This window comes from Streptomyces sp. NPDC034103 (assembly GCF_055575395.1).
This window is the reverse complement of record NZ_JBVISS010000018.1, coordinates 25,679-45,111: the sequence shown is the minus strand read 5'-3', so window position 1 is coordinate 45,111 and position 19,433 is coordinate 25,679. Positions and strand designations below refer to the sequence as shown.

The window sequence follows — 19,433 nt, the reverse complement described above, 5'->3', positions numbered from 1 at the left end:
CAGCGCGACATGGCGAGCCCGAAATCCCGACTCTCCGCACCGCAGGCCACGTTCACCCCGCTCACGGGACCGGGTTCAGCCCCCGGAGACCAGGGCCGTCCGGCCGCTGATGTCGAACAGCGGGTGACTCGTCCCCGTACCCCTAGATGATCAGCGAGAGGAGCAGGACGAGGCCGCCCGCGACCACCGAGATGATCGTCTCCATGACGGACCAGGTCTTGATGGTCTGGCCGACGCTCAGGCCGAAGTACTCCTTGACCAGCCAGAACCCGGCGTCGTTGACATGGCTGAAGAAGAGCGAGCCGGCGCCGATGGCGAGGACCAGCAGGGCCGCGTGGGTCGTCGACATGTCGGCGGCCAGCGGGGCGACCAGTCCGGCCGCGGAGACCGTCGCCACCGTCGCGGAACCGGTCGCGAGGCGGATGGCCACCGCGATCAGCCACGCCAGCAGCAGGGCCGGGATCGACCAGTCCTTGGAGATGTCCAGGATCATCGCGCCCACGCCGGTGTCGATCAGCGTCTGCTTGAAGCCGCCGCCCGCGCCGACGATCAGCAGGATGCCCGCGATGGGCGCGAGGCCCTTCTCCACCAGACCGGAGACCCGCTCCTTGCCGAAGCCCGCGGGCCGCAGCAGTGTGAAGATGCCGAGCAGCACGGAGGCGAGCAGGGCGATCAGCGGCGAGCCGATGACGTCGAAGACGCGCTGCGTGGTGTTCTCGGGGTCGTCGATGACGATGTCGACGAGCGCCTTGGAGAGCATGAGGATCACCGGCAGCATGATGGTGATCAGCGTGGCGCCGAAGCCGGGACGCCTCTCCAGCTCCTCCGAGGCCCGCTGCGGGATCATCTTCTCCGGCGCCGGGACGTCCACCCAACGTGCCGCGTACCGGGAGAACAGCGGACCGGCGATGATCACGGTCGGGATCGCGACGAGCACGCCGAGCGCCAGGGTGACCCCCAGGTCGGCCTTGACCGCGTCGATCGCGACCAGCGGGCCGGGGTGCGGCGGGACCAGGCCGTGCATCACGGACAGACCGGCGAGGGCCGGGATGCCGATCCGCATGAGCGAGTAGTTGCCGCGCCTGGCCACCATCAGCACGACCGGGATCAGCAGCACGACGCCGACCTCGAAGAACAGCGGCAGACCGATCACCGAGGCGATCAGCACCATGGCCCACGGCAGCGAACGGCCGCCCGCCCTGGCGAGGATCGTGTCGACGATCTGGTCGGCGCCGCCGGAGTCGGCGAGCATCTTGCCCAGGATGGCGCCCAGGGCGATGAGCACGCCCACACCGGCGACGGTCGTGCCGAGACCGGTGGTGAAGCTGGTGATGGCCTTGTCCAGCGGCGCCCCGGCGAACGCGCCCAGCGCGAGCGAGCCGATGGTCAGCGACAGGAACGCGTGGAGCTTGAACTTGGTGATGAGCAGGACGATGACGGCGATGCCCGCCAGGACGGCTATGCCCAGCTGAGCGTGCCCGGCCGAGGTGATCGGCTCGACCGGATCCGCTGCCAGCATCTCGACGCTGAGTCTGGTCACGGGGGTTTCCCTTGCAGGTACGGGGACGGGGAGGGGAGGTGCGGGGTGTTACGGGAGCGCGGCCAGGGCCTCGGCGGCCCGGCCGGCGATCTCCTCGGGGCCGCCGGTGACGTCCACCACGACGCCCGCCTCGTCCTCCTGAAGCGGCTGGAGGGTCGCGAACTGGGAGTCGAGCAGCGCCGTCGGCATGAAGTGCCCCTGCCGTTGGGACATCCGGTCCTCGATGAGGGCGCGCTCGCCCGCGAGGTGGACGAAGACGAGCTCGGGGGCGACGGCGCGGAGCCGGTCGCGGTAGGACCGCTTCAGCGCCGAGCAGCTGACCACCCCGCCGAGCCCCGCCCGCCCGCGCGCCCAGTCGCCGATGGCGTCCAGCCAGGGCCACCGGTCCTCGTCGGCGAGCGGGGTGCCGGCCGACATCTTGGCGATGTTGGCCGGCGGGTGGAAGTCGTCGCCCTCGGCGTACGGGACGCCGAGCCGGGCGGCGAGCAGGGGACCGATCGTGGTCTTGCCGGTGCCCGCGACGCCCATCACCGCGACGACATGAGGGGTGTTCATCGCTGCCTCCCTGTCTTGGTCGACCTGATGTCGACGCAACTGAAACCCATTAGGTACGACGAATTCAAGAGCCTGTGATGAATAAGTCTGACTTTTTGGCTCCGTGATCTGCCGCGTACGCTGAGTGCATGAGCACATCCGGCCGGGGGCTGCACGGCCACGTACTGGAAACCCTCGGCCCCGCGATCACCGGGGGTGAGTACCCGCCGGGCAGCGTTCTGCGCACGGACGAACTGGCCCAGCAGTTCGACGTGTCCCGCTCGGTGATGCGCGAGGCGGTCCGCGTCCTGGAGTCCATGCACCTGGTCGAGTCCCGCCGCCGCGTGGGCGTGACGGTCCGCCCCAAGTGCGACTGGAACGTCTACGACCCCCAGGTGATCCGCTGGCGCCTGGCCGGCGCCGACCGCCCGCACCAGCTGCGCTCCCTGACGGTCCTGCGCTCGGCCATCGAGCCGGTCGCGGCGGGCCTCGCGGCCAAGAACGCCACGGCTCGGCAGTGCGCCGAGCTCACCGAGTGCGCGCTGGGCATGGTCGCCCACTCACGCGGCCACCAGTTGGAGGGCTACCTGGTCCACGACATGGCCTTCCACCGCGTCATCCTCGCGGCCTCCGGCAACGAGATGTTCGCCCGCCTCGCGGACGTGGTCGCCGAGGTTCTCGCCGGCCGCACCCATCACGAGGTCATGTTCGAGGACCCCGACCCGGCCGCGGTGACCCTGCACCTCCAGGTCGCCGAGGCGGTCCGCGCCGGCGACGCGGTCCGCGCCGAGACCCTCACCCGCGAGATCACCGTGGGCGCGCTCCAGGAACTGGACATCCTCGCGCCGTGACCGACGAGGTGCGGCGCGCGCACACCGCCGGCCCCCGCCGCGAGGGTCACTCCAGGAAGTCCCCGTCCACGTAGACCCAGGCCCCGTCCACCCGCTCGAACCGGCTGCGCTCATGCAGCGACCCACCCCGGAAGGACGCCCGGAACGTCACCGTCCCCACGGAGTGGAACGCCGAGCCGTCGGTCGTGTCGAGGATCTCCAGAGAGGTCCACCGCATGCCCGCGTCGAGGTCGAGGCTCGCCGGCCGGGTCCGCGGATGCCAGGTCCGCAGCAGATAGGCGGCGTTCTGCTGGACGAAGGCGCAGTACCGGGACCGCATCAGCGCCTCGGCGGTGGGCGCCGCGGCGGCACCCGAGTGGTAGCGGCCGCAGCACCGGTCGTAGGGCTCGGGCAGACCGCAGGGGCAGGAACGCGTGCTCATGGGCGCCACTCTCCCGGGCCCAGGGCGTGTTGTGAAAGTGGTCTCGTCGCCCGGAGGGCGGCCGCGCGGCGTTCGGTGCGTGCTCTCGGCGTGCCGCCCGGAAGCCCTCGTACTGGGCGTACTCGGGCTTTCGGGCGGTGCGGCGAGAGTGCGTGCCGGGCGTCGCGCGGCAGAGGCCACTTTCACAACAGGCCCTGTCCGGCCGCCCGCGTCCGCGGCACCGGCAGCGGCGGCAGCGCCGTCCCGTGCACCCACGCCTGGAACGCCTCGTCCAGCGGCTCGGTCGAGAAGCGGGAGGCGTGCGCGGTGAAGGTCGCCGTCGTCACCGCCCCGCCCCGGTGCAGCCCCGCCCACTCCCGCAGCATGCGGAAGAAGGCCACGTCGCCCATCGCGCAGCGCACCGCGTGCACGGTCAGGCCGCCGCGCTCGTAGAGCCGGTCGTCGAACATCGACTTGCGGCCCGGGTCGGCGAGCCGGAGATCCTGCGGCAGCGACGACAGCAACCGGTGCGCGGCGGTGGCCAGTTGCTGCGCGGTCCGACCGCCCGAGCGCTCCGACCACAGCCACTCCGCGTACTTGGCGAACCCCTCGTTCAGCCAGATGTGCCGCCAGTCGGCGATGGACACGCTGTTGCCGAACCACTGGTGCGCCAGCTCGTGCGCCACCAGCCGCTCCGAACCCCGCGCCCCGTCCACGTGGTTGGAGCCGAAGAGGGACAACCCCTGCGCCTCCACCGGCACATCGAGCTCCTCCTCCGTCACCACGACCGCGTACTCGTCGAACGGGTACGGGCCGAACAGGTCCTGGAAGAGGTCCATCATCTGCGGCTGGCGCGCGAAGTCCCGGGAGAACCGCGGCAGAAGACGCGCCGGGATGTGCCCGTGCTGCGGCACCCCGCCCGGCCCCGGATCGCCCAGCAGCACCGTCTGGTACATGCCGATCGACAGCCCCACCAGATAGCTGGATGTCGGCGCCGACTGCTCGTACACCCAGGTCGTCGTGGACGCCTTCGTGGTCCGGGTCAGCAGGCGCCCGCCCGCCACCACCGCGTACGCCGACGGCGTGGTGATCGAGATCTGGTAGGAGGCCTTGTCCGCGGGCCGGTCGTTGCACGGGTACCACGACGGCGCCCCGACCGGCTGGCTGGCCACCAGCGCCCCGTCCTCCAGCTCCTCCCACCCGAGCCCGCCCCACGGGCTGTGCACCGGCTTGGGGTTGCCCGCCCACTGCACCTCGACCGTGAACGCGGCCCCCGGCCGGACCGGTTTCGCGGGGCGGATGCGCAGCTTGCCGCCGCGATGCGTGTAGTGCGGCTGCCGGCCGTCCACCCGGACCCGCCCGACCTTGAAGTCGGCGAGGTTCAGGAAGAAGTCGCCCAGCGGCGCCGGTCCCGCTATGGCGTTGATCCGGGCCGTGCCGGACAGCCGGTTCGGGCCCGGACGGTAGTCCAGCGCGAGTTCGTACCGGTGCACCCGGTACCGCGCGTCACCGTTCTCCGGGAAGTACGGGTCCGAACCCGCCGACTGCTGAACCGCCACCGCTGTGTCCGCTCCCTGCGCCATGTCGCCACCTAGCCCCGGTGCGCCGCCCTCCCGTGCCGAGGGGCCCGCGCTCAGTGACGCCATGCCTCGATCGGGTTGCCGAGCCAACGGGTGTCGTCCGGAACGGACTCCGCGGCCATGACGAGCGACGCGGGACCCAGGGTCGTACGGGCCCCGACCGTGCTGCCGGGCAGCACGATCCCGCCAGGACCCAGCGTCGCGCCCTCACGGAGGACCACAGTATCCGTCCGCAAGATCCGGTCGTGGAAGAGGTGCGTCTGGAGCACACAGCCCCGGTTCACCGTGACCGCGTCCCCCAGGGTCACCAGATCCGTCTCCGGCAGCCAGTAGCTCTCCACCCAGACCCCCTTGCCGATGCGCGCGCCCAGCCCCCGCAGCCACGCGGTCATCAGCGGCGTACCCGGCACCGACCCGGCCAGCCACGGCACGGCGACGACCTCGACGAAGGTGTCCGCCAGCTCGTTGCGCCACACGAAGGAGCTCCACAGCGGATGCTCCCCGCCGCGGTGCCGCCCGACGAGCAGCCACTTCGCGACGATCGACACCAGCGCGGCCGCCCCGCCCGCCGCGAGCAGCACCAGGCCCGACAGCGCCCAGGCCCACCCGCCGAGAACACACAGCGCCGCGACCGTCAGCATCCCGATCGCCGCCGAGCAGAACACCGGCACGATCCGGCACAGCTCCACCAGCGCGCGCGCCCACAGCAGCCGCGCCGGCGGGTCGTACGTCCGGCTCTGGTCGCCACCGGCGGCCGCCCGGGGCAGCTTCACCGGCGGCAGCCCCAGGTACGAGCTGCCCTTCTTCGCCTTCTTCGGCGTCGCCGACAGCACCCCGACCAGCCCGCCGTCCGGCACGGACCGCCCCGGCGCGGTCATCCCCGAGTTCCCGAGGAACGCCCGCCGCCCGATCTCGGCCCGCCCGATCCGCATCCAGCCGCCGCCCAGCTCGTACGGCGCGGTCAGGGTGTCGTCGGCCAGGAACGCCCCCTCACCGACCGTCGTCAGGCTCGGCAGCGCGAGCACCGTCGACACCTCCGCGCCCCGCCCGATCCGCATCCCGAGCATCCGCAGCCACACCGGCGTGGCCAGCCCGGCGTACAGCGGGAACAGGGTCTCGCGCGAGCGGTCCATCAGCTGGGTGACCGTCCAGGCCTGCCAGCCCACCCGGCTGTGGGTCGGATGCGTGCCCTCCCGCAGCCCGAGGCTCAGCAGCCGTACGGCGACCAGGAGCAGCAGCGCGTACGCCAGACCGAACGCCAGCGTCGCCGGGACGAGCGCGAGCGCGGCGCCCGGGAGAGGCTGCTCCGGCGTGAGGAACACCCGGCCCACCAGGAACGCGGCCAGGCCCGCGAGCACCGGCAGCGCGCTGAGCGCCACACCTGTCACGCCGTACATCACCCGCCAGTACGTGCCCTTGCGCGGCCGCTCCTTGGGCCAGTTCCGCTTGGCCTTGCCCAGCTTGACCGCGGGCGCGCCCGCCCAGCGCTGCCCGGTGGGGACCTGCCCGGTGACCGCCGAACCCGGCGCCACCTCGGCCCGCTTGCCGACGCGGGCGCCCGGGAAGAGGATGCTGCGCGTCCCGACGACCGCGTGCGCGCCGACCCTGACCGCCCCGAGCTCCAGCCGGTCGCCGTCCAGCCACCAGCCGCTCAGGTCCACCTCGGACTCCACGGCCGCGCCCCGGCCGAGCTTGAGCATGCCAGTCACCGGCGGCAGCGAGTGCAGGTCCACGTCCGGACCGACCCTGGCGCCCAGCGCCCGCGCGTACCGCTCCAGCCACACCCCGGTCAGCCCGGTCGCCCCGCTGAACTCGGCCAGCCGCTCCGCGGCCCACAGCCGCAGATGCACGCTCCCGCCGCGCGGGTACCTACCGGGCCGCACCCCCCTGAGCAGGAGCCGCGCCCCGCCCGCCGCGATCGCCAGCCGACCGGGCGGACTGAACAGCACCAGCGCCGCCGCGCCGACGATCCACCAGGAGGCGGTCGGCAGCCAGGCGTACGACAGGACGTTGCCCAGCGCGGCCAGCGCCACCGTCCAGCGCAGCCCCAGCAGGGTGAACAGGGGGACCATCGCGAGGAGTTGGATCACCTGGGCCCGCACCGGCACCGGGGCGACGACCCGCGCGGCCCCGTCGTCCTGCGCCGACTCCGCCAGGTGCCGGGCCAACTTCCGCAGGACGGGCTGCTGGTAGATGTCGAGGACGGCCGCGCTCGGGTAGCGGGTGCGCAGCCGGGTGGTCAGCTGGGCGGCGGCGAGACTGCTGCCGCCGATGGCGAAGAAGTCGTCGCGCGCGCTCGACACGGGGATGCCGAGCACCTCGCTCCACTGCTCGGCGAGCCACGCCTCGGTGCCGTACAGCTGCTCGACCGGCCCGCCGGTCTCGAGGTCCTTCAGGGGCCAGGGCAGGGCGTCGCGGTCGACCTTGCCGCTGGTCCGGGTGGGCAGTTCACCGACCGGCGCGAGCAACGGCACCAGGGCGGCGGGAAGTTCGGCGCGCAGCTTCTCGACCGCCGTCGCGTGGTCCCAGCCCTCCTGCGTCACGACATAGCCGACCAGGAGCTGGTTGCCGCCGCGGGCGGTGCGCACGGCGGCGGCGGCACCGGCGACACCGGGCAGCCCCTGCAACGCGGTGTCCACCTCACCCAGCTCGATCCGCCGCCCACCCAGCTTGATCTGCTCGTCGGCCCGCCCGAGGAAGACCAGCCCCTCCGGCTCCGCCCTGACGAGGTCACCGCTGCGGTACGCCCGCTCCCAGCCCAGCGACTCCAGTGGCGCGTACTTCTCCGCGTCCTTCCCGGCGTCCAGGTACCGCGCGAGACCGACCCCGCCGATCACCAACTGCCCGCTGGCGCCCATGGGTACGGGCGCCCCGGCCTCGTCCACGACGGCCAGCTCCCAGCCGTCCAGCGGCAGCCCGATCCGGATCGGCTCCTCACCCGACATGAGCGAGGCACAGGCCACCACGGTCGCCTCGGTCGGCCCGTACGTGTTCCAGACCTCACGCCCCTCGGTCACCAGCCGCTGCGCCAGCTCCGGCGGACAGGCCTCCCCGCCGAAGATCAGCAGCCGTACGTCGGTGAGGGTCTCCGGCTCCCACAGCGCGGCGAGCGTCGGCACCGTGGAGACGACCGTGATCTCCTGCTCCACCAGCCACGGTCCGAGATCGGCACCGCTCCTGACCTGCGCCCGCGGCACCGGCACCAGACAGGCGCCGTACCGCCACGCCAGCCACATCTCCTCGCAGGACGCGTCGAAGGCGACCGACAGGCCCGCCATGACCCTGTCCCCGGGACCGATGGGCTCCTCGGCGAGGAACAGCGCGGCCTCGGCGTCCACGAACGCGGCGGCGCTGCGGTGACTGACGGCGACACCCTTGGGCTTCCCGGTGGAGCCGGAGGTGAAGATGACCCACGCGTCGTGCTCGACACCGGGCCGCGCGGCGGGCACCTCGCTGCGCCCGGTCAGGGTCAGCTCGTGCCCGGCCGCCACGACGGCCCGTACGTCCGCCTCGCCGAACACCAGCTCGGCGCGCTCGTCGGGGTCCTCGGCGTCCACCGGCACGTACGCGGCACCGGCGGCGAGCACGGCGAGGATCGCCACATAGAGGTCGTTGGTGCCGGAGGGGACGCGGACGCCCACCCGGTCGCCCAGACCGACCCCGGCCTGCGCGAGCGCGCACCGCAGCCGCTCCACCTCGACGGCCAGCGCGCGGTAGGTCAGCGACGTCGTGCCGTCGTCCAGGGCGGGCTCGTCCGGGTACGACCGCACGGACGCGTCGAAGATGTCCACCAGGGTGCGCGGAGAGGCCGCCGGGCCCCCGGAGAAACGTGCCGTATCACCGAACCGCTCGCGGATCTCGTCCTCGAGCAGGCCGAGAGCATCGCTCTCGTGTATGGCTGCCATCGGTCCTCGCGTCTCGATCCCGGAGACCTCCGGGGTGCTGGCGGGGCCGCAGGTCTGCCTGGGGTTGTCCGGCTCCAGCTCGTAACAAGCCGGAAATTTTAGTACGACGCTAGGTTCGGACCCCTGGAACGGCCAGCGGCCAGGCCCGTCCGGGTGGCGTCCCGGACGAGCCTCGTACCGCCTGACCTGCTGATCCTCAGCGAGGGCGAGACATGCCCCACATCGACCAAGAACCCTGCGAGTGGCCGCTGTTGGGTGCTTTGTTCATGATGCGTAGGTCTCGAATTCAGCTATCCGCGGTGTCCCGTTCGCCCCGGTGACCGAGAAGGTGATCTTCTTCAGCGCGGTCGGAGCCAAGGCGATCGTCCCCGCCCCGGTGCCGGAGGCCAGCACCGCGCCGGTCTCGGGGGTGGGTGTGGGTGTGGCCGTCGGTGTCGCGGTCGCCGTGGGTGTCTGGACCGTGCAGTGCCAGGGAGTGGTCACCACGGAGGGCCGCGAGGTTGCCGACCTGGCGGGAGAGATTTCGCCAAGGAGCGGAGAAAAGCAAAAAACCCCTGATCGACAGGGGTTTCAGCTGGTGTCCGAGGGGGGACTTGAACCCCCACGCCCGATAAAGGGCACTAGCACCTCAAGCTAGCGCGTCTGCCATTCCGCCACCCGGACAAGGTGTCTGTCGCGCGGGTTTCCCTCGCGGCGACAGAGGAAACATTACCAGGCTTTCGAGGTGCCCCGATCACCCCCTCACCTTGGCGTGAACGCCGTGTGACGGGCCGGGTCCGGTCTTGGGCGCGGCCCGCCGGAGAGAGAGGATGAGGGCGACCACCAGCAGTGACAGCGGGAGGAACCACCGTGAGCGGGACGGACACGACCAGGCACGTCACCGGCGAGGACGAGGTCGTGGACCTCTGCCGCGAGCTGATCCGGATCGACACCAGCAACTACGGCGACCACTCGGGCCCGGGCGAGCGCAAGGCGGCCGAGTACGTCGCCGAGAAGCTGGCCGAGGTGGGCCTCGAACCGCGGATCATCGAATCGCACCCGGGCCGCGCCTCCACCGTCGCCCGCATCGAGGGCGAGGACCCCTCCAAGCCGGCGCTCCTCATCCACGGGCACACCGACGTCGTACCGGCCAACGCGGCGGACTGGACCCACCACCCCTTCTCCGGCGAGGTCGCCGACGGATGCGTGTGGGGGCGGGGCGCCGTCGACATGAAGGACATGGACGCGATGACCCTGGCGGTCGTCCGCGACCGGCTGCGCAGCGGCCGCAAGCCCCCGCGGGACATCGTGCTGGCCTTCCTCGCCGACGAGGAGGCGGGCGGCACGTACGGCGCCCGGTACCTCGTCGACAAGCACCCCGACCTCTTCGAGGGCGTCAGCGAGGCGATCGGCGAGGTCGGCGGGTTCTCCTTCACCGTCAACGAGAACCTGCGCCTCTACCTGGTCGAGACGGCCCAGAAGGGCATGCACTGGATGCGGCTCACCGTGGACGGCACCGCCGGGCACGGCTCGATGACCAACGACGACAACGCCATCACCGAGCTGTGCGAGGCCGTCGGCCGGCTCGGGCGGCACACCTGGCCGGTGCGGGTCACCAAGACCGTGCGGTCCTTCCTCGACGAGCTCTCCGACGCCCTCGGCACCGAGCTCGACCCCGAGAACATGGACGAGACCCTCGCCAAGCTCGGCGGCATCGCCAAGATGGTCGGCGCCACGCTGCGGAACTCGGCGGCGCCCACCATGCTCGGCGCCGGCTACAAGGTCAACGTCATCCCCGGTCAGGCCACCGCCCACGTCGACGGCCGTTTCCTGCCCGGCTACGAGGAGGAGTTCCTCGCGGACCTCGACCGCATCCTCGGCCCGCGCGTGCGCCGCGAGGACGTGCACGGCGACAAGGCGCTGGAGACCGACTTCGACGGAAAGCTCGTCGACGCCATGCAGAGCGCGCTGAGCGCCGAGGACCCGATCGCGAAGGCGGTGCCCTACATGCTCTCGGGCGGCACCGACGCCAAGTCCTTCGACGACCTGGGCATCCGCTGCTTCGGCTTCGCGCCGCTCCAGCTGCCGCCGGAGCTCGACTTCGCGGGCATGTTCCACGGCATCGACGAGCGGGTGCCGGTGGACGGGCTGAAGTTCGGGGTGCGCGTGCTGGACCGGTTCATCGACGCGTCCTGAATGGACGCGTCCTGAATGGACGCGCCGATTCGACCGGGCGTGCGGAAGTGACTGAGAAGGGTGAATGCACTCATAGGTTCGTAGCTTCATTACTCCCCTCTCGTTACAGGTGATGCGATCGGCAACACGAGATCGCTTTTGCCAACAAGGAGGAATAATGATCAAGAAGGTCGTCGCCGCTGCGGCTGCCACTGGTGGCCTCGTTCTCGCGGGTGCGGGTCTCGCCGTCGCCGACGCCGGTGCCCAGGGTGCCGCCGTGCACTCCCCGGGTGTCCTGTCCGGCAACGTCGTTCAGGTCCCGGTTCACATCCCGGTGAACGTCTGCGGCAACACGGTCTCTGTGATCGGCCTGCTGAACCCCGCCTTCGGCAACACCTGCATCAACAAGTGACGCCGACCCCCGGAGGTGCATTCCTCCGAGGGGCGTTTATCTGACCGTCGGCCTCGGAGCGCGCGCCATGCGCTCCGGGGCCTACCGGTCTTTTCACGAGGATCGCAGGTCGAAATCCACAAGGCAGGGGGAATGCAGGAATGCGTGAAGTGACCCGCAAGGGCCTGATGACGATGGCGGCCGCGACCGGCGTGATCGCCGCCGCGGGAGGCGCCGCGCACGCGGACTCCGGGGCGATCGGATCGAGCTCGAACTCGCCGGGCGTGCTGTCGGGCAACACGGTGCAGGCGCCGGTGCACGCGCCGGTGAACGTGTGCGGCAACACGGTCGACGTGGTCGGGGTGCTCAACCCGGCCATGGGCAACAAGTGCGCCCACCCCGGCGGATCGTCCGGCGGGTACGGCGACTCCGGTGCCGGTGCGTCCTCCGGCGGTCACGCGAGCGACTCCCCGGGGGTCGGCTCCGGCAACCATGTCGAGGCCCCGGTGCACGTCCCGGTGAACGTCTGCGGCAACAGCGTCGACGTCATCGGGATCGCCAACCCGACCACGGGCAACGACTGCGGCAACGGTGGCGGGAACCCCGGTACGCCTCCCGGCGGCGGTCAGACCCCTCCGGGCGGACCGGGCCAGCCGGGCAACCCCGAGCAGCCGAACCACCCGGGCACCCCCGGGGGGCCGGGTACTCCGGAGGGTGGGACTCCGGGCACACCGGGCGGCGGCACTCCGGGGACTCCGGGGGCGCCGGGCTCGTGGGGCGACAACCACCCCGGAGCCCGGACCGTCACCCAGCCGCAGGGCCACGCCCAGCTCGCCACCACCGGCAGTGACCTGCCCCTGGGCCTCGCCCTCCCGGCCGGAGCGGGCGCGCTGCTCGCGGGCGCGGTGCTCTACCGCAAGGCGCGGGCCTCGGCGTAGTCGGCGCCCCGGGGGTCGGCAGAGCCGGTACCGGGCAGAACGGAGCGGGCCCCGCCTCGGCGGGGCCCGCTCCGTCTCGCATGCCTCACCTCACCACGTGGCGCGCACCTGGCGGATGATCCTGCGGCGCAGCCGCACCTTGCGGCTTCCGTCACGCAGCAGGCTCAGGCGGTCCAGCTCCCAGTGTCCGTACTCGGCATGGTCGGTCAGCAGACGTGTGGTGTCCTTGCGGGAGACCCCGCGCGGCACGTACACGTCGACAAATTCGTATTCCGGCATCGCATCTATTGTGCGGGCTGGGGCTCGGTACGGATAGCGTCTGCACTATGTCTGATGCTGTGCAGCCCACCGCTGCCGAGGTACGCGCCGCCGCCGAGGCGGTCAAGGCCGCGCTCGACCGTCACCTGGCCGCGGTCGAACACCGGTCGGGGGAGGACGACCCGGCCGTGTACGAAACGTTCAACGAACTCGCCGCGGCCGCCGAGGTGTACGACGAGCTGCTCTACGACCGCTACGACGAGGTCACGCCCTTCGAGATCCCCGGCACGGAGGAACTGCCTCCGTACGCGGGTCCCGAGGAACCGCACGCCGTGAGTGTGCTGATCCGCCGCGACTACGCGGTGGCCGAGCCGCAGCGGCTGCTCGCCCAGGCCCAGCGGGTCGAGGCGGCCGACTACGAAGAGGGCGCGGAGACCTCCGGCACCGTGCACGGAGCGCTGGGCCTGCTGTTCGGTGAGTTCGAACCGGACGAGATCGCCTCGCGGCACAAGGAGTTCGGGCTGGAGGAGGGCGACTCCACGCTGTGGGTGACCGCGGCCGACGAGCAGACCGACCCCGGGGAATGGCTGGAGGCACCGTTCGAGGGGGTGGACGCGCAGCGGGTGGTCTGCCGCTTCGACGTCAGCGCGGTCTTCGACGACGATCTCGACAGTGCGGACGATGCCGACGACATCGACGAGCTCGACGACATCGACCCGGAGCTGGACGAGGACGAGGATCTGGAGCACCTGGACGCGGAACGCTAGCGCTGGGCTCGGACGGCGGCGGTCACGGAGGTTCTCCGGGGCCGCCGCCGTCGGCGTGTGCGGGGGCGGTGGGCGAGCGCGGCTGGTGGACGGCTGCGGGGTGGTGGGGGAGTGCGGTCGGTGGGCGGCTGCGGGGTGGTGGGTGAGCGCGGCTGGTGGACGGCGGTGGGGCGGTGGGCGGCTGCGAGGCGGTGGGGGCTTGTCGCGCAGCTCCCCGCGCCCCTGGGTGGGTCGCCGCGTGCGCAGTCCGCAGTGCGCCCCGGGTGGGGCGGGCGGGCAGGCAGCCCTCGCTCGCCCCTTAGGTGGGTCGCCGCGTGCGCAGTCCGCTGTACGCCCCCGGGTGGGTCAGGCGGGCAGGCAGCCCCCGCTCGCCCCCCGGGTGGGTCAGCCGGGCGTCGGCAGCTGGGTTCCGAGGAGGACGGGGAGGCGCGTCGTGCGGGGCTTCGCCTGGATCTCCGCGACCGCCCTGGGCAGGGCCTGGTCCGCGCCGTGGACCACGGACAGATGGCGGACGGCTCGGCCGAAGGCCGTGTAGACCCAGGGTCGGCTGAGGGCCTGGGTGGCGTCCCCGGGGAGGACCACGACCACCGCCGGCCAGCGGCCGCCCACCGCCTGGTGCGCGGTGAGGGCCCAGCCGTGCCGCACGCACTGCTCGACCCGCTCCTTCGGTACGACGACGTCCTCCCCGGCGCACGACAGGTGCAGGCCCTCCGCGTCCGCCTTCACGACGTGGCCCGGCACGCTGCGGCCGGGGGCGGGGGAGTAGGCGACGCGGTCGCCGGGGTCGAAGCCGCCGAAGCGACCGGGTCCGGGGTTGAGACGGTCCTTGAGGGCCGCGTTGAGGGTCCGGGTGCCCGCCGCGCCGCCGTGCCCCGGCGTGATCACCTGGGTCTGCTCGGCGGGTACGCCGATCGCCCGCGGCACCGAGTCGGCGACCAGTTGCACGGTCCGGTGCACGGCCTCGCCCGCGTCCCGCACCGGCACGATCACGACCTCCTTGCCCGGCGCCTCGACCTGGTTCAGTTCGCCGACGCCGATCCCGGAGACCAGCTCACCGAGGGGTCCGGGATCCGGGCGCCGTGAGGCGATCTGGGGGCAGACCCTTGCGGCCAGCAGGTCGCCGAAGACCCTGCCCGGCCCCGCCGACCACAGCACCCCCGGATCCCCGGCCAGCACCAGCCGCGCCCCGTCCGGCAACGACTCCGTCAGCAGCGCGGCCGTCTCCACGTCCAGCTGGGGCGCGTCGACGACGACGAGCAGGTCGAGGTCGAGCGCCCCTTCGGCGTCCCGCCCCGGACCTTCGGCGCCGGAGAGGAGGCCGGTGACGGTGACCGCGGTGGCCGACGTGGCGAGGCGGTCCCGGCCCAGCGGTCCGGGGGCCGCCGTCCAGGCGCGCAGGCCCAGTTCGCGGGCCGCGTCCAGCAGGGCCGCCGGTTCGGCCAGGGACGCCTCGCCGCCGGTGTGGAGGACCAGACCATGGCCCGCCACCGCGCGGATCAGTTCACCGGCGGAACCCTGTGCCGCGTCGGCGGCGCGCTCCCAGTCCTCGGCCGAACCGTCCTGCTTGGGCACCGAGTTGATCAGCCGCGCCAGTCCGTCGGCGAGGCTCTCCTCCGCGAGCGCGTACCGCTCCAGGCCGACCAGGACGCGCACCGGGCGCTCCTCGCCCTCCTCGGGCTCCGGGGCCCGCGGGTCGAGGGCGTCCTGGAAGACCAGGGCCTCGGCCTCCGCGAGGGTGTTCTGGACGGCCGCGTCGGCGTCCGGCACGCCCTGCTTGCCCAGCGCGGCCGTGAGCGTGGGCAGTTCGAGCGCGGTGTGCCCGGCCGCGGCCGCCTGCTCCAGCAGCCAGACGGTCACCGCCCGACCCCGCCGCTCGTCATCCGGACCGCACTGCGCACCGAGCAACGCCCGCGCGAACCCGTCGGCCTGCTCTGGCCGTACCCCGGTGACCCGCAGCAACTGCCAGGGGTCCTCGCGCAGTTGCCCGGCGGCGCCTTCTCCCAGGGCCGCGGCGACCTGCGGGACGAGGGCCTCCGGCGCACCGCCGTCGGTCAGCACCTCGCGCACGGACTCCAGGGTCCGCGGCGCCGGGGCCGCGGGGACCTCGGCCGCCATGGGCCGGGGGCGCCGCGCGGGTTCCGGCGCGGGCCGGCGTGGCGCCTCGGGCTCGGCGAAGACGTCCGCCACGGGCTTCGCCCCGCTCTCCACGGCCCGTACGGCGGCCAGCAGATCGGCGGCCTTCCCGCTGAGCTTCGCGCCGGCCTCGACGGGTCCCTGCTTCTCGGCCTTGCGCCGGGCGATCCGCTCCCGCTCGAGCTTCTGCGCCGCGAGTTCGGCCTGGGCCTCGGACAACTTGGCCGCGGCCTCCGCGTCGGCCCCGGCCGCAGCGACGTCCTCGCCGCTGGCGGAAGGCCCGCCCTCAGCCGCAGCGCTGTCCTCGCCGCCGGAGGCTCCGCTGTCGGCCGCGACGGACTCCTCGGCCTCGGCCGCAGCGCTCGTCTCGTCGCCGGTCGCGGAAGCGTCGCTGTCGGCCGCGACGGACTCCTCGTCCTGGGCTGCGGCGCTGTCCTCGCCGCCGGTCACCACAGGTCCGCCGTCAGCCGCGACGGACTCCTCGTCCTCGGCCGCAGCCCTCGCCTCGCCGCCCGTCGTGGAGGCCCCGTCGGCCGCACCGAGGTCGGGTCCGGTGCCGTCGGTCGCCCCGGCTCCCGGCCCGGTGCCGTCGGCCGTCTCGGTCCCGTGCCCCGTCGCGTCGGCGGTGCCGGTCTCCGCGGCCGGGGTGCCCTCGGCCACCTCGGCCACCTCGGCCACCTCGGCCTCCTCGGTCGACGCGGCCTCCGGCTCGGTCTCCTCCGTGGGCTCCGGCTCCGTGCTCACAGCGTGCTCCAGTCGTGATCGGGATAGCGGTGCACGGGCGCCGACACATCGTCGAGAGCCCGGCAGATCTCGTCAGGAAGACTAAGGGCCTCCACTGACAATGCCGCCGTGAGCTGCTGCGCGTTGCGCGCGCCGACGATGGGCGCGGTCACCCCGGGCCGGTCGCGGACCCAGGCGAGGGCCACCTGGAGCGGGGTCACCGCCAGTCCGTCGGCGGCGGTCCGCACCGCGTCCACGATGCGGCTCGCCGTGTCGTCGAGGTACGGCGCGACGAACGGGGCGAGGTGGTCGGAGGCGCCGCGGGAGTCGGCCGGTGTGGCGTCCCGGTACTTGCCCGTCAGGACCCCGCGCCCCAGCGGGGAGGAGGGCAGCAGTCCGATGCCCAGGTCCAGCGCGGCGGGCAGCACCTCGCGCTCGACGCCGCGCTGGAGCAGGGAGTACTCCAGCTGGGTCGCGGCCAGCCGGGTCCGGGTGCCGGGGGCCGCCAACTGCCAGGTCGCGGCCTTGGCGAGCTGCCAGCCGCAGAAGTTGGAGACACCGGCGTACCGCGCGCGGCCGCTGCTGACCGCGAGGTCGAGCGCCTGGAGGGTCTCCTCCAGCGGGGTGTCCGGGTCGTAGGCGTGGACCTGCCAGATGTCGACGTGGTCCGTGCCGAGCCGGGCGAGCGAGGCGTCCAGCGCGGAGAGCAGATGGCCGCGCGAGCCGTCGAACCGCCGGTCCGGGTCGGGCACGCTGCCCGCCTTGGTGGAGATGACGAGGTCCCGGCGCGGCACCAGCCCTTCCATGAGGCGGCCGAGCAGATACTCGGACTCCCCGTCGCCGTACACGTCCGCCGTGTCGACGAGGGTCCCGCCCGCCTCCCAGAACGTCTTCAAGAGGTCCGCGGCGTCGTGCTCGTCGGTGTCCCTGCCCCAGGTGAGGGTGCCTAGTCCAACGCGGGACACGCGCAGGCCGGTGCGGCCGAGATGCCTCTGCTCCATGAACGCCGACATTACTGGCCGGAACCAGCGGTGTGGGGGCCTGTGGACAACCAGTTTCCCGCAGCGACAGGGGCGTTGATGTGGGCGGAAGAACACGAGCGCGAACTGCCCCGATCCGCGTGGCCCGCGCTAAGGTCGGGAATCCAGGGACGTTACTGATGGGTAAGGGGAATCGGCCATGCAGCTCGGCATCAACCTCGGCTACTGGGGCGCCGGAATGGACGCGGACAATCTCGCCGTCGCCCAGGAGGCCGACCGACTCGGGTACGCCGTGTGCTGGGCCGCCGAGGCCTACGGCTCCGACGCCGCGACCGTGCTCAGCTGGGTCGCCGCGCAGACCGAGCGCATCGACGTCGGCTCGGCCATCTTCCAGATCCCGGCCCGTCAGCCGGCCATGACCGCGATGACCGCCGCCACCCTCGACTCGCTCTCCGGCGGCCGCTTCCGGCTCGGCCTCGGCGTCTCCGGACCGCAGGTCTCCGAGGGCTGGTACGGCGTCAAGTTCGACAAGCCGCTGGCACGCACGCGTGAGTACGTCGAGATCGTCCGCAAGGCGATGACCCGCGAGCGCCTGTCGTACGAGGGGCAGCACTGGACGCTGCCGCTGCCCGGCGGGCCCGGCAAGCCGCTGAAGCTGACCGTGCACCCGGAGCGCGAGCACATCCCGCTCTACATCGCCGCGATCGGACCGAAGAACCTGGAGCAGACCGGCGAGATCGCCGACGGCGCCCTGCTCATCTTCCCGTCCGCGGAGCACCTGGAGGAGACGACGCTCAGGCATGTGCGCGCGGGCCGCGAGAAGGCCGGCAAGACCCTCGACGGGTTCGACGTCCACCCCACCCTCCCGCTCGCCCTCGGCGAGGACAAGGACGTGGCCACGCTCGCCGACACCTTCCGCCCCTACACCGCGCTGTACGTCGGCGGCATGGGCAGTGCCAAGCAGAACTTCTACAACCAGCTCGCCCAGCGCATGGGGTACGAGGAGGCGGCCGCCGAGGTGCAGGAGAAGTACCTGTCCGGCGACAAGCAGGGCGCCGCGGCCGCCATCCCGCACGACCTGATCGACAAGACGACACTGCTGGGCTCCGTGGACCGCATCGCGGACCGGATGAAGGAGTACGCGGCGGCCGGTGTCACCACGCTGAGCCTGGCCCCCGCGGGCTTCACGCTCGACGAGCGGATCGCCGCGCTGCGCGCCGGGTCCGAGGCGCTGGAGCGGGCCGGACTGGCGTAGCGCGCCGGGAACCACCGGAAAGTTTCTGCGGCCGTGGTGGGGGCTCGGGGGTCTTCCCCGCCACGGCCGTCACGCAGAACAACGCGCCCGCGCCCGTGCGGTTACGCCCCCGTCGTGACGGCCAGGGTCCTCCGTTCGGCGGAGTTGTCCGACACAGCTGTTGCAGCACCCCTCGCGCGGCATTTGACTCGTTCTTTGCGGAATGCCGCGGAGTCCCGCAGAGAGGTGCCCACGATGCTTTCGGCCAGGAGTCTGTTCCAGGAGATCCTCGACAACGACGAATCCTTCCGCCTGTTCTGCTCCATCGCGGCGAGCGGGGAGTCGCAGGGCGGCTGGGAGAACGCCCGCATCGCCGCGCTCGTCCCCGACAGCGAGCGCGCCCTCGCCCCCAAGATCTCCCGGCACGGCGCGGACGAGGACAAGCACGGGCGGATCTTCAACGCCCTGATGAGGAAGCGCGGCCTCGAACCGGTCCCCGTACCGCCCGACACCGACTACACGATGCTCCTGGAACGCGACGGGATCGGTCTCGCCCACGACACGCTCAGGGCCGGCCGGCCGCTGACCGTGCGGGACATCGTGACCTACCTCGCCCACAGCCGGGTCACCGAGCAGCGCGCCTCCGAGCAGATGGAACTGCTGCGCAAGCACTTCGCCGACGACCCCGAGCTCGGTCGCGCGGTGAAGATGATCTCGGGCGACGAGGACAACCACCTCGCCTACTGCCACGAGGAGCTGCTGCGGTTCGCCCGCGCGGGACACGGCCGGGACATCCAGCGGACCCTGCGGCAGTGCGCGCTCGCCGAGATCCGCGTCTACCGGGACGTCAGCCTCGCGGTCATGGCCCACATGGGCCGCATCCTGGGCTGGCCCACGGCCAAGTCGGCCGTCCTCGCGGCGGGCATCCACGCGGTGTACGCGTACGAATGCGTCTTGGGCTGGCGCCGGATGGTCTCCCTGAAGATGCCCGAGCGGCGCGACGCACTCGGCGGACCGGCCACCCCGGCCCCCGAGTTCGCCTGAC

Annotated in this window: 16 protein-coding genes and 1 tRNA gene; 7 read left to right on the top strand and 10 right to left on the bottom strand. The window is 72.5% G+C overall.

Annotated features, from left to right (window positions below):
• Window positions 1-142: 142 nt before the first annotated feature.
• Window positions 143-1,540, bottom strand: a complete 1,398-nt coding sequence (locus ACZ56U_RS33805; protein WP_469087736.1) for a GntP family permease — start codon at window positions 1,538-1,540, stop codon at window positions 143-145.
• Between the two features lie 48 nt (window positions 1,541-1,588).
• Entirely contained in the window at window positions 1,589-2,095 is a 507-nt protein-coding gene (locus ACZ56U_RS33800; protein WP_469087735.1) for a gluconokinase, read from the bottom strand.
• A gap of 128 nt (window positions 2,096-2,223) precedes the next feature.
• On the opposite strand from ACZ56U_RS33800, the gene ACZ56U_RS33795 reads away from it, so the two are divergent.
• Complete coding sequence (locus ACZ56U_RS33795; RefSeq protein WP_469087734.1) at window positions 2,224-2,925, top strand: FadR/GntR family transcriptional regulator; 702 nt, start codon at window positions 2,224-2,226, stop codon at window positions 2,923-2,925.
• Between the two features lie 46 nt (window positions 2,926-2,971).
• On the opposite strand, the gene ACZ56U_RS33790 is transcribed toward ACZ56U_RS33795, so the two are convergent.
• The 5 genes from ACZ56U_RS33790 to ACZ56U_RS33770 all read right to left on the bottom strand — a co-directional run bounded on the left by ACZ56U_RS33790 (window position 2,972) and on the right by ACZ56U_RS33770 (window position 9,473).
• Window positions 2,972-3,346 (bottom strand): YchJ family protein, encoded by a 375-nt coding sequence (locus tag ACZ56U_RS33790; RefSeq protein ID WP_469087733.1) that lies wholly within the window; start codon window positions 3,344-3,346, stop codon window positions 2,972-2,974.
• 182 nt (window positions 3,347-3,528) lie between these two features.
• Entirely contained in the window at window positions 3,529-4,884 is a 1,356-nt protein-coding gene (locus tag ACZ56U_RS33785) for a M1 family metallopeptidase (protein ID WP_469087857.1), read from the bottom strand.
• A 74-nt stretch (window positions 4,885-4,958) separates the two neighbouring features.
• Window positions 4,959-8,810 (bottom strand): Pls/PosA family non-ribosomal peptide synthetase, encoded by a 3,852-nt coding sequence (locus ACZ56U_RS33780; RefSeq protein ID WP_469087732.1) that lies wholly within the window; start codon window positions 8,808-8,810, stop codon window positions 4,959-4,961.
• 264 nt (window positions 8,811-9,074) lie between these two features.
• On the bottom strand, window positions 9,075-9,296 hold the full coding sequence (locus ACZ56U_RS33775) for a hypothetical protein (protein ID WP_469087866.1): 222 nt from the start codon (window positions 9,294-9,296) through the stop codon (window positions 9,075-9,077).
• Between the two features lie 89 nt (window positions 9,297-9,385).
• Window positions 9,386-9,473 (bottom strand) — tRNA-Leu (locus ACZ56U_RS33770).
• Window positions 9,474-9,659: 186 nt separating this feature from the next.
• Here ACZ56U_RS33770 and ACZ56U_RS33765 point away from each other — a divergent pair.
• The 3 genes from ACZ56U_RS33765 (at window position 9,660) to ACZ56U_RS33755 (ending at window position 12,293) form a co-directional block, all read left to right on the top strand.
• A complete protein-coding gene (locus ACZ56U_RS33765) occupies window positions 9,660-10,985 on the top strand; it encodes a M20/M25/M40 family metallo-hydrolase (RefSeq protein ID WP_391240311.1) in 1,326 nt (441 codons plus the stop codon).
• Window positions 10,986-11,142: 157 nt separating this feature from the next.
• Entirely contained in the window at window positions 11,143-11,376 is a 234-nt protein-coding gene (gene chpH / locus ACZ56U_RS33760) for a chaplin ChpH (protein ID WP_391240308.1), read from the top strand.
• Window positions 11,377-11,516: 140 nt separating this feature from the next.
• Complete coding sequence (locus ACZ56U_RS33755) at window positions 11,517-12,293, top strand: chaplin (protein WP_469087731.1); 777 nt, start codon at window positions 11,517-11,519, stop codon at window positions 12,291-12,293.
• 90 nt (window positions 12,294-12,383) lie between these two features.
• On the opposite strand, the gene ACZ56U_RS33750 is transcribed toward ACZ56U_RS33755, so the two are convergent.
• Window positions 12,384-12,572 (bottom strand): DUF5703 family protein, encoded by a 189-nt coding sequence (locus tag ACZ56U_RS33750; RefSeq protein ID WP_079308592.1) that lies wholly within the window; start codon window positions 12,570-12,572, stop codon window positions 12,384-12,386.
• Window positions 12,573-12,619: 47 nt separating this feature from the next.
• Here ACZ56U_RS33750 and ACZ56U_RS33745 point away from each other — a divergent pair, with 47 nt between their 5' ends.
• Window positions 12,620-13,318, top strand: coding sequence for a hypothetical protein (locus ACZ56U_RS33745; RefSeq protein ID WP_469087730.1), 699 nt, complete (start codon window positions 12,620-12,622; stop codon window positions 13,316-13,318).
• A 384-nt stretch (window positions 13,319-13,702) separates the two neighbouring features.
• Here ACZ56U_RS33745 and ACZ56U_RS33740 read toward each other — a convergent pair whose 3' ends face one another.
• Both ACZ56U_RS33740 and ACZ56U_RS33735 read right to left on the bottom strand, forming a co-directional pair.
• Window positions 13,703-16,195 carry a helix-hairpin-helix domain-containing protein gene (locus tag ACZ56U_RS33740; RefSeq protein WP_469087729.1) on the bottom strand — a complete coding sequence of 831 codons (2,493 nt, stop codon included), beginning with the start codon at window positions 16,193-16,195 and terminating at the stop codon, window positions 13,703-13,705.
• Window positions 16,192-17,175, bottom strand: coding sequence for an aldo/keto reductase (locus tag ACZ56U_RS33735; protein WP_469087728.1), 984 nt, complete (start codon window positions 17,173-17,175; stop codon window positions 16,192-16,194). Before ACZ56U_RS33735 ends, ACZ56U_RS33740 begins: the two co-directional genes overlap by 4 nt.
• 178 nt (window positions 17,176-17,353) lie before the next feature.
• Between ACZ56U_RS33735 and ACZ56U_RS33730 the strand changes: the two genes are divergently transcribed.
• Both ACZ56U_RS33730 and ACZ56U_RS33725 read left to right on the top strand, forming a co-directional pair.
• Entirely contained in the window at window positions 17,354-18,409 is a 1,056-nt protein-coding gene (locus ACZ56U_RS33730; RefSeq protein ID WP_469087727.1) for an LLM class F420-dependent oxidoreductase, read from the top strand.
• A gap of 234 nt (window positions 18,410-18,643) precedes the next feature.
• A complete protein-coding gene (locus tag ACZ56U_RS33725; protein WP_469087726.1) occupies window positions 18,644-19,432 on the top strand; it encodes a ferritin-like domain-containing protein in 789 nt (262 codons plus the stop codon).
• The last annotated feature ends 1 nt before the right edge of the window (window position 19,433 follow it).

What these genes read in the sequence shown, in the direction of transcription:
- ACZ56U_RS33800 (WP_469087735.1), bottom strand. Translation starts at nt 2,095, where the DNA reads ATGAACACCCCTCATGTCGTCGCGGTGATGGGCGTCGCGGGCACCGGC.
- ACZ56U_RS33795 (WP_469087734.1), top strand. Translation starts at nt 2,224, where the DNA reads ATGAGCACATCCGGCCGGGGGCTGCACGGCCACGTACTGGAAACCCTC.
- ACZ56U_RS33790 (WP_469087733.1), bottom strand. Translation starts at nt 3,346, where the DNA reads ATGAGCACGCGTTCCTGCCCCTGCGGTCTGCCCGAGCCCTACGACCGG.
- ACZ56U_RS33780 (WP_469087732.1), bottom strand. Translation starts at nt 8,810, where the DNA reads ATGGCAGCCATACACGAGAGCGATGCTCTCGGCCTGCTCGAGGACGAG.
- chpH (WP_391240308.1), top strand. Translation starts at nt 11,143, where the DNA reads ATGATCAAGAAGGTCGTCGCCGCTGCGGCTGCCACTGGTGGCCTCGTT.
- ACZ56U_RS33755 (WP_469087731.1), top strand. Translation starts at nt 11,517, where the DNA reads ATGCGTGAAGTGACCCGCAAGGGCCTGATGACGATGGCGGCCGCGACC.
- ACZ56U_RS33750 (WP_079308592.1), bottom strand. Translation starts at nt 12,572, where the DNA reads ATGCCGGAATACGAATTTGTCGACGTGTACGTGCCGCGCGGGGTCTCC.
- ACZ56U_RS33745 (WP_469087730.1), top strand. Translation starts at nt 12,620, where the DNA reads ATGTCTGATGCTGTGCAGCCCACCGCTGCCGAGGTACGCGCCGCCGCC.
- ACZ56U_RS33735 (WP_469087728.1), bottom strand. Translation starts at nt 17,175, where the DNA reads ATGGAGCAGAGGCATCTCGGCCGCACCGGCCTGCGCGTGTCCCGCGTT.
- ACZ56U_RS33730 (WP_469087727.1), top strand. Translation starts at nt 17,354, where the DNA reads ATGCAGCTCGGCATCAACCTCGGCTACTGGGGCGCCGGAATGGACGCG.
- ACZ56U_RS33725 (WP_469087726.1), top strand. Translation starts at nt 18,644, where the DNA reads ATGCTTTCGGCCAGGAGTCTGTTCCAGGAGATCCTCGACAACGACGAA.